Source organism: Novosphingobium profundi (assembly GCF_018491765.1).
Taxonomy (GTDB): domain Bacteria; phylum Pseudomonadota; class Alphaproteobacteria; order Sphingomonadales; family Sphingomonadaceae; genus Novosphingobium; species Novosphingobium profundi.
In genome coordinates, this window is record NZ_JABWCU010000012.1 from 185,270 (window position 1) to 197,854 (window position 12,585).

10 protein-coding genes and 1 tRNA gene are annotated in these 12,585 nt (G+C 66.2%); 8 read left to right on the forward strand and 3 right to left on the reverse strand.

All coding sequences use genetic code 11. The features are described 5' to 3' along the window. Positions 1-18: 18 nt before the first annotated feature. Positions 19-2,001 (reverse strand): peptidylprolyl isomerase, encoded by a 1,983-nt coding sequence (locus HT136_RS15360; protein ID WP_214200669.1) that lies wholly within the window; start codon positions 1,999-2,001, stop codon positions 19-21. Between the two features lie 455 nt (positions 2,002-2,456). On the opposite strand from HT136_RS15360, the gene tpiA reads away from it, so the two are divergent. The 4 genes from tpiA (at position 2,457) to HT136_RS15380 (ending at position 6,678) form a co-directional block, all read left to right on the forward strand. Continuing rightward, a complete protein-coding gene (tpiA, locus tag HT136_RS15365; protein ID WP_214200670.1) occupies positions 2,457-3,215 on the forward strand; it encodes a triose-phosphate isomerase in 759 nt (252 codons plus the stop codon). A 194-nt stretch (positions 3,216-3,409) separates the two neighbouring features. Further along, positions 3,410-3,811: a preprotein translocase subunit SecG gene (gene secG, locus HT136_RS15370; RefSeq protein ID WP_214200671.1), complete on the forward strand. Its 402-nt coding sequence runs from the start codon at positions 3,410-3,412 to the stop codon at positions 3,809-3,811. A gap of 181 nt (positions 3,812-3,992) precedes the next feature. Next, a complete protein-coding gene (pyrG, locus tag HT136_RS15375; protein ID WP_214200672.1) occupies positions 3,993-5,624 on the forward strand; it encodes a CTP synthase in 1,632 nt (543 codons plus the stop codon). A gap of 4 nt (positions 5,625-5,628) precedes the next feature. After that, on the forward strand, positions 5,629-6,678 hold the full coding sequence (locus HT136_RS15380) for an oxidoreductase (RefSeq protein ID WP_246543746.1): 1,050 nt from the start codon (positions 5,629-5,631) through the stop codon (positions 6,676-6,678). 247 nt (positions 6,679-6,925) lie between these two features. On the opposite strand, the gene HT136_RS15385 is transcribed toward HT136_RS15380, so the two are convergent. After that, positions 6,926-7,405, reverse strand: a complete 480-nt coding sequence (locus tag HT136_RS15385; RefSeq protein WP_214200673.1) for an Hsp20 family protein — start codon at positions 7,403-7,405, stop codon at positions 6,926-6,928. 170 nt (positions 7,406-7,575) lie between these two features. Here HT136_RS15385 and grxC point away from each other — a divergent pair, with 170 nt between their 5' ends. The 4 genes from grxC to HT136_RS15405 all read left to right on the forward strand — a co-directional run bounded on the left by grxC (position 7,576) and on the right by HT136_RS15405 (position 9,405). Beyond that, a complete protein-coding gene (grxC, locus tag HT136_RS15390) occupies positions 7,576-7,839 on the forward strand; it encodes a glutaredoxin 3 (RefSeq protein ID WP_214200674.1) in 264 nt (87 codons plus the stop codon). 19 nt (positions 7,840-7,858) lie between these two features. Continuing rightward, on the forward strand, positions 7,859-8,695 hold the full coding sequence (locus tag HT136_RS15395) for a carbon-nitrogen hydrolase family protein (RefSeq protein ID WP_214200675.1): 837 nt from the start codon (positions 7,859-7,861) through the stop codon (positions 8,693-8,695). A gap of 18 nt (positions 8,696-8,713) precedes the next feature. Then, complete coding sequence (locus HT136_RS15400) at positions 8,714-9,244, forward strand: DUF1178 family protein (RefSeq protein ID WP_214200676.1); 531 nt, start codon at positions 8,714-8,716, stop codon at positions 9,242-9,244. An 84-nt stretch (positions 9,245-9,328) separates the two neighbouring features. Continuing rightward, positions 9,329-9,405 (forward strand) — tRNA-Arg (locus tag HT136_RS15405). A gap of 53 nt (positions 9,406-9,458) precedes the next feature. Here the strand turns inward: HT136_RS15405 and HT136_RS15410 are convergent. Beyond that, the gene (locus tag HT136_RS15410; protein WP_246543747.1) at positions 9,459-12,245 is read right to left on the reverse strand and encodes a M14 family metallopeptidase; all 2,787 of its coding nucleotides are present in this window, start codon (positions 12,243-12,245) and stop codon (positions 9,459-9,461) included. Between the last annotated feature and the right edge of the window lie 340 nt (positions 12,246-12,585).

Genomic DNA, 12,585 nt, shown 5'->3' on the forward strand with positions numbered 1-12,585 from the left:
GATAAGTGCCGGGCGCGATCAGGCGCCGGGGGCGGGAACGCCCGCCGCGCTGCCGCCGAGGCGGTCCTTGACGGCCTTGATGGTCGCGGCGTTCTTCTCGACCTTGAGGTCCTTGGCCACTGCCTTGCTCAGTGCGGTCACGAAGCCTTCGCCGAGCTGGCCACCCAGTTCCTTGCGGGCCTGCGCGATGATTGCGTCGGACTGTACCTTGCCGGGGGTGATGTCCTTGAGCTGGACGACGAACCATCCGCGTTCGCCCTCAGCCGACTGCACCTTCACGCTGTCCTTGGTCATGTGGAACATGAGCGAGACGGGCGGGGGCACCTGGCGGCCCGACTGAAGCGCACGGCTGAGCGTCGCGCGCGACATGCCGACTTGTTCGATCGGGGGCAGCTGGCGGCCGAGGTCCGCCATCGCGGCGTTCATCGACTTGCCCTTGGCCATCTCGGCCTGGACCTTGAGCGCGGCGGCCTTGGCGGCCTTCGAGCCCGTGTCCATCGCCCAGGCGGCCTTCACGTCGTCCTTGATCTCGTCGAAGGGCGCCGGCGCGGACGGAGTGATCTGGGTCACGTCGTAGATCACGAAAGGACGGCTGGCGGAGAAGTCCTGGCCCTGGCCCATCTGGGTGAGCTGGGGCTGCTCCTGGTCCATCTTGAAGGCTGTCGGCAGCAGCGCCTTGAGGCCGTCATCGACGCTTTCGCCTTGCGTCATGTAGACGCGGCCGTCGGCGGTGACCGGTTTGGTCGACTGCACTTCGACGCCGAGCGACTTGGCGACTTCGGGCAGGCTCGCGCCGTTCGAGAACTTGTCCTCGATGCCTTCGAGCTTGGCGGCGAAAGCCTTGCGCCGTTCGTCGGTCTGGATTTCCTTGACCAGCTCGTCCTTGACCTCGTCAAGAGTGCGGGCGGGCTTGGTATCGGCTTCCTCGACGCGCACGACGTTCCAGCCCAGGGCCGACTTGGCGGGCTCGGCGAGGCTGCCGACGGGGGCCGCGAAGACGGCGTCGGCGACGGCCTTGGAGAACTGGTCGCTAAGTTCCTTGCGGCTGAAGAACTCAAGCTTGGCGGCCGAGAGCCCCTTGGCCTTGGCCGCGTCCTCGAGCGTCTTGCCGCCCTTGACCGCGGCGACGATGGCCTTGGCGTCGGCTTCGCTGGGCGCGATCACCTGGCTGATGCGACGATCGTCCTTGGCGGCGTAGCGGGCTTCGTCCTTCTTGTATTGGGCCGCGATCTGCGCGTCGCTGGGGGCCGCGGGCTCGGGCAAGCTGTCCATGGTGAACGTGGCATAGCGCAGCACGCGGCGCTCGGGGCGGATGAAGGCGCTGGTATGGCCCTTGTAGAACGCGGCCAGCGTCTTGTCGTCGGGCGCGTCCTTGGGGGCGAACAGCATCGAGGGCAGCGCGAGCACCGACCCGCTGCGCGTCTCGTCGATGAGGGCCGCGTAGCGCTTGGTGATGAAGGCAGGCATGACCGCGCCGAATTGCGCCGGCGTTGCCAGCTGCTGGCCGACGAGGCCGCGCGCGATGTCCTCGCGCAGGCTCTTTTCGGACAGGCCCTGCTGCGCCAGTGCCTGGCGGAACGCGTTCTGGTCGAACTTGCCGTCGACGCCCTGGAATGCCGGGATCTGGGCGATTTCGCTGTCGATCAGACGGTCGCCCGCGACCACGCCGTGCTCCTTGCCGAATACGAACAGCGCCGAACGCTCGATCAGCTGGTCGAGGATGGCCTCGAGACCACCCTGCGCGACGAGCTGGCTCATCGAGGCCTGCGGGTTGTTCTGCTGGACGCGCGCGAGTGCCGCGTTGGCGCCTTGCGACAGATCGTTGGCGGTGATGGCCTGGTCGCCGACGCTGGCAACATTGGTGCCGTCCGACGCGCCGGCGCCGCTGCGCATGCCCGCGATGTCGCCGCTGGCGAAGGCCAGTGCGATGAGTACGAGCACGGCGAGGGCGATGACGCCGCCGATCTTGGACTTGATGAACGATCTGAAGAAGCTGAGCATGTCTTGTCCGGCCGTTAGTGAGCGGTCTGTGAGGCGCTTTCCCGCTCAGGATAAACCCGAAGGGAAAGCGGGAAACGGGCGAGGCTTTAGGGGGGCTTTGCCCGTCCTGCAATGGCGACTCGACCCTTTGGGCACGATTCCTGTCCTGATCCGGGTCGCAGAGGGGGCAGGCAACTTCCCAAAGCTACTGGCGCAGCGCTTCTGAACGATGGCTTGCCGACGCATCCTGGTTGGCAGCGCCTTCTGGCGCAACGGCACTGGATGCACGTGCGATGATGGCGTGGCGAACCTGAGGGTAAACGCGAGGTGCATAATAAGCAGTGGAAAGAGAAATCTCCCCCGGCTTTGACAAATCCGCTAGTGCTGGCCTAGCAGCGCCCCGCTACAACGGCCTTCCGATTCCCGTTCGCCGGGAAGTTCGTTCGGTTTGGCGTCGATTTGATCAAGGGACCAAGATGGCTGGATTGCCTTACATCGTCGGAAACTGGAAAATGAACGGCACCCGCGCGATGCTCAACGAAGTGCGCGCGATTGATCGTGCCGCGGGCCGTTTCCCGCGTGTGCAGGTGGCGATCGCGCCGCCCGCAACGCTCATCTACCGGGCCCGCGAAGCCGCCGAGATCATCGGTGTGGGCGGGCAGGATTGCCATGTCGAAGAGAGCGGCGCCTTCACCGGTGATATTTCGGCGGTGATGCTCAAGGACGCGGGCGCCGACTTTACGATCGTGGGGCATTCCGAACGTCGCACCGTGCATGGTGAGAGCGACGCCGTGGTCAAGGCCAAGGCCGAGACCGCGATCGGTGCCGGTCTGGGCGTCATTCTCTGCGTCGGCGAGAGCGAAGCGCAGCGCGATGCCGGCGAGGCCGAGGCGGTCGTCGCCGCGCAAGTCGCCGCTTCGTGTCCGCAGGGCGAACAGGCGCCGGAAAAGTTTTCGGTGGCCTATGAGCCGATCTGGGCCATCGGCACCGGGCGCGTGCCCTCGATCGAGGACGTCGAGGCGATGCACCGCGCGATCCGCGCCAAGCTCGTCGATCTTTACGGTGCGAGCGGCGAGGGTGTGCGCATTCTTTACGGCGGTTCGGTCAAGTCCGACAACGCCTCCGAACTGCTGAGCGTGCCCGAAGTGGGTGGCGCCCTCGTCGGCGGCGCCAGTCTGAGTGCGGAAAGCTTCCTCGCGATCGTCGGTGCTGCGGCCTCGTTGGTCGCGGACTGATCGCGAGCGCCCCATCCTGTCGCCAGCCCGGCCAGCTCCTGCGGGAGCTCGGCGGAGTGCCGGGGCAGGGGGCTGGTGCAAATCCCGTCCCGGGCCGGGTTGCGTTCGGGGGGCGTAGCGCTTATCTGCGCCGCTTGTGAATGCGGATCGCGAGGGCTTTTCGCGGGCCCCTTTTGAAAGCTGAGATTGAGGCAATGTTTGTTTTTCTGACCGTCGTTCAGGCGCTGGTGGCAGCCGCCCTGGTCGGTGTTATCCTGGTCCAGAAGTCCGAAGGCGGTGGTCTCGGCGTCGGTGGCGGCAACCCCTCGGGGCTGATGTCGGCGCGCGGCGCGGCGGATTTCCTGACCCGTTCGACGGCGGTCCTGGCTGGCCTCTTCGTGGTCCTGAGCATCATTCTCGCCGCCATGGCGGTCGATGCCAACAACGGTAGCGATATCGACACCTCGCTCCAGCGCGGCGCGGCCCCGGCTGCGACGCCTTCGGCTCCGGCCGATCCGCTGGCGGGAGCCGCCGGCAACGAATCGGGGGCAGGCACGGCGGATGGTTCCGCTACGCCGGCCAAGGACGATCCGTTGTCGGGAGCTGCGCAGCAGTAACGGCATGGCGGGGCGGATCCCTTGGCTTTGTGCTGGATCGGCCCCGAAGACGCTCCCATTCATCTTTGCAACCGAAATGCCGTCTGGCGTAGTCAGGCGGTATTTTATTGAGTTTGATCCTGTGGAAACGGGTTCTTGGCGCTTGCGCTGAACCCCCCACCCAATTTAAGGCCCAATTCCCATGGCGCGGCACATCTTCATCACCGGCGGCGTGGTCTCCTCGCTTGGCAAGGGCCTTATGGCCGCCAGCCTGGCCGCGTTGCTGCAGGCCCGTGGGTTCCGAGTGCGAATCCGCAAGTTCGACCCCTATCTCAACGTCGACCCCGGCACGATGAGCCCCTACCAGCACGGCGAGGTCTTCGTGACCGACGATGGTGCGGAGGCGGATCTCGACCTTGGTCACTACGAGCGTTTCACCGGCGTTTCGGCACACCAGGGCGACAACATCACCTCGGGCCGCATCTACCAGGACATCATCGCCAAGGAGCGCCGCGGCGATTACCTCGGCGCCACTGTCCAGGTGATCCCGCACGTCACCGATGCGATCAAGGACTTCGCGCAGGCCGATACCGACGACCTCGACTTCGTGCTGTGCGAAGTGGGCGGTACCGTCGGCGACATCGAAGGCCTGCCCTTCATCGAGGCACTGCGCCAGATGCGCAACGAGCTCGGCCGTGAGAACACCTGCTTCGTCCACGTCACGCTGGTGCCCTACATCGCGGCGGCCGGTGAGCTGAAGACCAAGCCGACGCAGCACTCGGTGCGCGAGATGACCGGCCTTGGCATCCAGCCCGACATCCTCCTGTGCCGCTGTGAGCACGAGCTGCCCGAGGGCGAGCGCGCCAAGATCGCGCTGTTCTGCAACGTGCGCCGTGAAGCGGTCATCCCCGCGCTCGACGCGCCCAACATTTACGCGGTGCCCCTTCAGTACCACGCCGAGGGGCTCGACGCGGAAGTGCTGCACCACTTCGGCCTCAACTCGCCCGCGCCCGAGCTTTCGCGCTGGACCGGGATCGTCGATCGCTTCCAGAACCCCGAAGGCGAAGTCACCATCGGCGTGGTCGGCAAGTACGTCGGCTTGCCCGATGCCTACAAGTCGCTCAACGAAGCGCTCGTCCATGGCGGCATGGCCAACAAGGTGAAGGTCCATATCAAGTGGATCGATGCCGAGGTCTTCGAGAAGTCCGACAGCGAGATCGCGCATGCGCTTGAGCCGATGCACGGAATTCTCGTGCCGGGCGGCTTCGGCGAGCGAGGCACCGAGGGCAAGATCGCCGCGGTGCGCTTCGCACGCGAACGCAACGTGCCCTTCTTCGGGATTTGCCTGGGCATGCAGATGGCCTGCATCGAAGGCGCCCGCTCGGCGGGTATCGAGAAGGCGAGCTCGACCGAGTTCGGCCCGACCGAAGAGCCGGTGGTGGGCATCATCACCGAGTGGATGGGCAAGGAAGGCCTCGAGACGCGCGCCGAAGGCGGCGACCTTGGCGGCACCATGCGCCTGGGCGCCTACACGGCCAAGCTGGACGGCAACAGCCAGGTTTCCTCGATCTATGGCGGCGCGACCGAGATTTCGGAGCGTCATCGCCACCGTTACGAGGTCAACGGCAAGTACCGCGACGCGCTTGAAAAGGATGGGCTGATCTTCTCGGGCATGTCGCCCGACGGCTTGCTGCCCGAGATCGTCGAGCGTCCCGACCACCCGTTCTTCGTGGGCGTGCAGTTCCACCCCGAACTCAAGTCGCGTCCGTTCGAGCCGCATCCGCTGTTCTCGGGCTTCGTGGCCGCGGCCCTCCAGCACTCGCGCCTGGTCTGAGCAAATGACGATGGGCGCAGCGGCTCATGGCGCTCGCCCGGTCGGCGTCGGCATCATCGGCAATGGCATGGCGACGCGGGTGTTTCACGCGCCCTACATCGCCGCCTGCCCGCAGCTCGACTTGCGCGCGGTGGTCAGTCGCCGCGCGGACGCCGCGCCGCCGGTGCCTGGCCTTGCGATCGTGCCCGACATCGATGCCTTGCTGTCGGATCCGCAGATTGAACTGGTTGTCGTCGCGACGCCCAGCGCCAGCCACGTGGAACTGGCCGGGCAGGCCTTGGCGGCTGGCAAGCACGTCGTGGTTGAAAAGCCCTTCGCGCTTGATTTCGGCTCGGCGCGCGATCTCGTTGCGCAGGCCGAGGTGGCCGGTCGGCTCGTCACCGCGTTCCACAACCGGCGCTGGGACGCCGATTTCCTCGCCGTGAAGTCCGCGATCGCACAGGGCGCAATTGGGCGCGTCGTCCATTTCGAATCGCACTTCGACCGCTTCCGCCCCGAAGTGCGCGAGCGTTGGCGTGAAGACGGCTCGCCCGGATCGGGCGTCTGGTATGATCTTGGCCCGCACCTTGTCGACCAGACATTGCAGCTTTTCGGCATGCCCGATGCGGTCAGCGCCGATATCGCCTGCCTTCGTGAAGGCGCGCGCGGGGCCGATTTCGTCCATGTCGTGCTCCATTATGCGCGAATGCGCGCCGTGCTCCATGCGGGCATGTGCGTGGCGGGCGGCGAGGCTCGGTTCCGGGTCCACGGAACCGATGGTTCGCTGCTCAAGATGGGGATCGATCCACAGGAGGCACAGTCGGTCGCCGGGCTGCGGCCGGGCGATGCGGATTGGGGCCACGACCCCGAGCCATTGGTGCGTTATGACGCCGCGGGCCAACGTCACGAGAGCGCACTGCCGCGCGGATGCCAGCAGGAATTTTACGCCCGGCTCGCCCGCGCGTGCCGGGGCGAGGCTGCCTTGCCCGCACTTCCTGACGAAATTCTCGGCGTTCAGAAGGTCATCGATGCGGCGCTGGCGTCGAGCGCCGAAGGTCGGCGCGTCGCCCTCTAGCCATCAGCCGACCGCGCAGCGGGCGTTGCGGCCCGAACGCCTGACCCGTTAGAGCGGCACGTCGGCGCAGGCGCGCCACTGCGCGGGCGCGCGCGATTGCACTTTGCATGCCCGCAACGCGAAGCTTGCGGTGACCGTGCCGCGAATGCGCGCGACCTGGGGCCACGAAAAAGGGCGACCTGCGCTTGGCAGGCCGCCCTCGAACATCTGGGCGCCATTCCGGACTTCCGGGAGGGCCCGGCGTGGGTCAGGCGGCGGCGGAGTCCCGGTCCGCGTCGTCCGCGTCGCTTTCGATCACGGTCAGCGTGTTGCCGCCGATGGCGATCTTCTTGGGCTTCATCGCCTCGGGGATTTCGCGCACCAGATCGATCACAAGCAGACCATCGGCGAGGTCCGCCTTGTCGACGCGCACGTAGTCGGCAAGTTCGAAGCGGCGATCGAAGCCGCGCTGGGCGATGCCGACATGGAGGAAATCGCCTTCACCCGGTTCCTCGGGCTTGCGGCCCTTGACCACGAGCAGGTTGGCCTGCGCGGTGATGTCGATATCCTCGGGCTTGAAGCCAGCCACGGCGAGCGTGATGCGATAGGCATCCTCGCCACGGCGTTCGATATTGAAGGGCGGATACTTGTCGCCCGCGCTCACGCGGTTCTGGTTCTCGAGCATGTCGAAGAGACGGTCGAAACCGACCATGGAGCGGCGATAAGGCGAAAAATCGATACGGTTCATGACAAAAATCCTCATCTGAGCAATCTTCGTGGATGAAGCCCGGCAATCCGGCGCTTCGGCATCGTGTCATCCCCGTGTGGGCCATGACACGTTCACCTAGATATGATAGCGCAGGGGCAATTCAAGGGCTCGACACGCGCCCTTTTGCAATCACCCAGGAGATCCCCCGCATGAGCCAGGCCAAGGTCGAAATCTATTCCAAGTGGGGATGCCCCTACTGCGTGGCCGCCAAGGCCCTGTTCGACCAGAAGGGCGTGGCCTACGAGGAGTACGACGTGACCATGGGTGGCCCCTTGCGCGACGAGATGGAAGCGCGCGTTCCGGGTGCCCGAACGGTTCCCCAGATCCTCGTCGACGACAAGGCCTACGGCGGGTTCGACGACGTCAATGCCCTCGATCGGGCGGGCAAGCTGGACCCGATCCTGGGCCTCTGAGAGCCGGGCGAGAGCGGAGATGCGCGCCGCGCTGTTGCAGATGACCAGCGGGATCGACCCGCAGGTGAGTGCCGCCACGATCGGCACCGCCATCGCGCGGGCGCGCGAGGGCGGTGCTGCGATGCTGTTCACACCCGAAATGTCGAACCTGCTCGACCGCCAGCGCGAGCGCGCGGCGGAGAAGATCGTGTCCGAGGCCGCGGATCCGGTCCTGGCCGCGGTGCGCGAGGCCGCCGCGCGCGAAGGCGTCTGGGTGCACTTGGGTTCGCTCGCCGTACGGCCCGAGGGTGGGGACGGGCGCTACGCCAACCGTGCCTTCGTGATCGACGACAAGGGCGCGATCCGCGCGCGCTATGACAAGATCCACATGTTCGACGTCGACCTCGCAAGTGGTGAGAGCTGGCGCGAATCAAAGGCTTATGCGCCGGGCGAGGAGGTCGTCACGCTCGATACCCCGCTTGGGCGGCTCGGCCTTGCGATCTGTTACGACATCCGTTTTCCGGCGCTGTTCGAAGCCTTGGGCCGTGCGCGGTGCGACGTGATCGCGATTCCCGCCGCCTTCACTGTGCCCACCGGCAAGGCGCACTGGCATCTCTTGCAACGCGCGCGCGCCGTCGAGGCGAGCGCCTTCGTGCTCTCGGCCGCGCAAGTGGGCCGTCACGAGGACGGGCGCGAGACCTATGGCCATTCGCTCGCGGTCGATCCCTGGGGGTCGGTGCTGCTCGACATGGGCGGGGCCGAGGATGGGGGGGAGCCGGGGCTTGCCTTCGTCGACCTCGATCCCGCGCGCTTGGCCGAAGTCCGCGCGCAATTGCCCAGCCTCGCCAACCGACGCTACTTGCCAAGTGCCGGCTAATCGCCAAATAGGCCACGCATGATTGTCTACGATCTGGAATGCCGCGACCAGGGGCACCGCTTCGAAGGATGGTTCAAGTCCTCCGACGATTTCGTGCGCCAGAAGGAGAAGGGGCTGGTTTCCTGCCCATTCTGTGGGGGTGGGGATGTGGACAAGGCGGTCCAGGCGCCGCGCCTTGCACGCAAGGGCAACCAGTTGCCGCAACTTGCGCGCGCGCCGCGTTCGCAACCGGTTGGTGACGCCCCGTCGGGTGAAAGCGGGCGGGCGGCCCTGGCGGTTCCCGTCGCGCCGGTCGCCTCGCACGAACTTCCCGCCAAGACGCTCGAACTGATCGACAAGCTGGCCGAAATGCAGGCCCGCGCGCTCAAGTCCTCGCGCTACGTCGGCGGATCCTTTGCCGAGAATGCGCGGGCAATGCACTATGGCGAACGCGAGGCCGAGCCGATCCACGGCGAGACGAGCCTCAGCGATGCGCAGGAGCTGCTCGAGGAAGGCATTTCGGTTGTTCCGCTGCCGTTTCCCATCGTCTCACCCGACGAAACCAACTGATGCCTTGCCAACCGATCCAGGGACCGGAAACGCGCGATCAGGCGATTGCCAAGCCCCTCGCGCCTCGCTAGGACGCGCTTGCGTGCGCCCGTAGCTCAGCCGGATAGAGCACCAGATTCCTAATCTGGGGGCCATGGGTTCGAATCCCGTCGGGCGCACCAGTTCGAGACTTAGAAAAAGCCCCCGGATTTTCCGGGGGCTTTTTCGTTGCCTGTCAGCGTTCCGAATTTGCGGCAGGGCCGTAGAGGATGCCGTTGAATAGGAATTTGAAGGTGGGGTAGGGCTGTGCGCGCTGGGTCACTTCGGGGCCCATCACGAAGAGCTTGCCCTTGCCGAGCGTGACGTCGGCGATCGCGGTGGTGCCTTCGAGGCGTTCCTGCCCCACCGCCCATCCGCTGCGCAGAGGGCTGGCGCTGTCGTACCACGAGACCTGCGTCACCTGTCCGGCCTCGCCGGTCAGTTTGAACGACTGGCTGCGGTCGAAGAACAAGGTGACCTCGTCCGCGACGCCGTAGGCGAGCGGCTGGCGTGGGTCGACGCGCGCTTCGAGGAGGGCGCCGGGGATGAAGAACTCCTTGGTCGAGAGGCCCTTGAGCGTGCCGTCCTCGTCCTTGGCGAGAGCAGGGCGAAGAGGGGCCTTCAGCATGGTCGCGAGCTGCGCGGCGTTGCCGATGGCGATGATCGTGCCGCCGCCCTGGGCGAAGGCGGAAAGGGCAGGGGCCGTCTTGGCGGCCGTCACGAGGCCGAGTTCGGAGCGATAGTTCGCAGGGATCTTTGCAGCGTCCGGCATCTTCGAGGTGCGTCCGGCCCAAGGACCGTCCTTGACCGGGGGCACCGTGCCGTTGGCGAAGACGAGCACGTCGTAGCGGGCCTTGAGGTTCCCCTTGTCGAGCGCGCTCGGGTAGACCACCTCGAAGGGGAATTCGTACCGTTCGAGCAGCCAGCGCGTCCAGCCCGAGGCGATGACGCCGCCGTACTGGTCGACGAGCCCGACGCGCACCGGCCTGATCGGGAGCGTGGCGCCGGTGGGCGCGGTGTCCAGGGCATAGGCATCGATACCGAGCCCCGCGAGCGAGCCCGTGACGATCTTCGCGGCTTGTGCCGAAGCCGGAATCCACACCGCGCCGGGGGCGAAGTCCACGCCATCGGCCGTGGTCGCCGACTGGAGCCAGGATACGGGCAACCCGGCCTTGAGCAGGCGGTTGGTGAGGATGAAGCTGTTGTTGGTCTCGTGGCGCACGAGCCAGCCTGCGCGGCCCTCGCCGATGACGCGCCCGGCGGGTACCGTGATCAGGTCGGTGACCGGGCCGGCCGGTACGTCGAGCGTCTCGAACACGCGCGCATAGTCGACGCCCATCTGCTCGGAGAGCGTGTACCCGGTGATGTCGTAAGGCGCCTTGGGCGGGCCGCCGGGGTAGGCGAGGTCGTGTGGGTGGTCTTGCGGCTCGAACATGTCGAGCACGTGCGGGCGGTAGGCCTGCGCGGTCTTCACGATCCACGATCCGGCGGGGTAGCTCTGGCCCGATGCGGTGAACGCTTGGCGTGCCTCGAGGACTTCGACGCCGTTCTTGAGGAGCGCATTGAGGAAGGCGACGGTGGTGGGCAGGTCGCGCTGGCCACGTGGGATCACGTAGGCGCGCGGGTCGCGGCGCGCAGGATCTTCGAGCACTTCGCCATAGAGCTTGGGATCGACCGGCTTGGCGCGGTCATGGCCTTCCTTGGCGTTGGGGTCGGGCCGATCCTTGCCTGCCGCCTCGAGCGCGTCAATTCGCTGCGGTGTGGTTGTCCAGCTGTCCTTGAGGCCCCGCTCGATGCCGTTGCGCCCCATGCGGTAGTAGTTGAACAGGAGTCGGTCGCGGTTGCGCGAGGCGTAGTCGAGCACCGCGCGGTCGAGGCTCCACTGGTATTCGAGGCTGTCCGCCAGGTGCCATTCGCGTGGCGCGATCGGCAGCGGCTTGTCGTTGTCGGGGAGCTGCACTTCGGGCACGAGCGGGATCGTCATTGGCGTCGGGCTGCCGATGATCTCGGTCAGGAGGCCGATGGCGTTATGGAAGTAGGCGACCGAGCGCTCCATGCCGTTGTGCCAGGTGGAGTAGGGCGCGGCGCTGCGCATGCCCGAACCGCCCTTGCCCTCGGCGATCAGGCGGCTGTGCATGGTCGAGCCCAATTCCTGGAGCTCGGTCATGATCAGCGGGTCGTAGTTGTAGTTGAAGGGATCGCGGAACGGCGGCACGAATACGACCATGCCCGCAGGCCCCGTCTGGTGCTGGTTGAACACGATCTGGGGATACCATTCGCGAAACAGCACGCGGTTGACGGCCTCGGTCTCGGGCATCTGCGCCATGAAGCTGTCGCGGTTGTTATCGTGCCCGACGTACTTCTGGTAGAGCCTCGGGATCGTGTCGAATTCGCGCTTCTTGGGGTCTTTCTCGCGCATGTACCAGTCGGCGACGAGCTGGAGGCCGTCGGGGTTGTCCTGGCCGAAGAGGATGATCACGTCGTCGAGGATGCGCTTCGTCTCGGCGTCGCTTTGGGTCAGCATGCGGTAGAGAACGTGGATCTGCGACTGGGTGGTGACCGTCTCGGTGGCGTGCATCCCGGCATCGATCCACACGAAGGCCTTGCCTTCATCCGCCAGCCCGCGGGCGGTGGCATCGTCGAGCCCCTCGGCGCGCGCCAGCTTTGCGTTGATCGCCTTGTAGTGGTCGAGCCGGGCCAGATTTTCGGGAGAGGACACCACGGCCACCCACATCGTGCGGCCTTGCGCGCTCTTGCCGATGTCGATCAGCTTGATGCGGTCCGACTGGCTGGCGAGTTTCTTGAGATAGGCCTCGTACTGGGTGTAGTTGGCGAGGAAGTAGTCGCTGCCGGGTTCTTGCGGAAAGCTCTCGGCGGGCGTCGAGACGCCCAGCGTATTGGACGGCGATATCTGGGCGTAGCCCGGCGAGGTCATCAAGAGGGCGATCGCCGTGAAGCCGATCGTCCCGCGCCAAATCCGCATGTCCTGTCTCCTGTTCGCGCATGACCTCACGGCCGTGCGGCTTCGTTGCCGTCACGCCGCGCAAGGCAAGCTCTTTCATACAAGGCAGGAATTTCTGGAAATGCGTGCGCCCCGATCCCCGCCTGAGGGGCAGGTTGGCCTGCTGCGAGCGCGAAGGCAACCGGCGCCGTGGAACTCTCCCCGGTGGGCCGCGACGTCTGGAAGGCAGGCGTGGCTTGAAGAGAGTTTGCGCCGACATCGGGGCGGGGTGTGCGGGGGGGGGACGATGTCGGCGCTCCGCCCGCTTAGCCAGTGTACCTGATGCGAAGCTGATGGGAACCGGGCCGATTTTCGATTGTGC

What these genes read in the sequence shown, in the direction of transcription:
- pyrG (WP_214200672.1), top strand. Translation starts at nt 3,993, where the DNA reads ATGGCGCGGCACATCTTCATCACCGGCGGCGTGGTCTCCTCGCTTGGC.
- HT136_RS15400 (WP_214200676.1), top strand. Translation starts at nt 8,714, where the DNA reads ATGATTGTCTACGATCTGGAATGCCGCGACCAGGGGCACCGCTTCGAA.
- HT136_RS15385 (WP_214200673.1), bottom strand. Translation starts at nt 7,405, where the DNA reads ATGAACCGTATCGATTTTTCGCCTTATCGCCGCTCCATGGTCGGTTTC.
- tpiA (WP_214200670.1), top strand. Translation starts at nt 2,457, where the DNA reads ATGGCTGGATTGCCTTACATCGTCGGAAACTGGAAAATGAACGGCACC.
- HT136_RS15380 (WP_246543746.1), top strand. Translation starts at nt 5,629, where the DNA reads ATGACGATGGGCGCAGCGGCTCATGGCGCTCGCCCGGTCGGCGTCGGC.
- HT136_RS15360 (WP_214200669.1), bottom strand. Translation starts at nt 2,001, where the DNA reads ATGCTCAGCTTCTTCAGATCGTTCATCAAGTCCAAGATCGGCGGCGTC.
- secG (WP_214200671.1), top strand. Translation starts at nt 3,410, where the DNA reads ATGTTTGTTTTTCTGACCGTCGTTCAGGCGCTGGTGGCAGCCGCCCTG.
- HT136_RS15395 (WP_214200675.1), top strand. Translation starts at nt 7,859, where the DNA reads ATGCGCGCCGCGCTGTTGCAGATGACCAGCGGGATCGACCCGCAGGTG.
- HT136_RS15410 (WP_246543747.1), bottom strand. Translation starts at nt 12,245, where the DNA reads ATGCGGATTTGGCGCGGGACGATCGGCTTCACGGCGATCGCCCTCTTG.
- grxC (WP_214200674.1), top strand. Translation starts at nt 7,576, where the DNA reads ATGAGCCAGGCCAAGGTCGAAATCTATTCCAAGTGGGGATGCCCCTAC.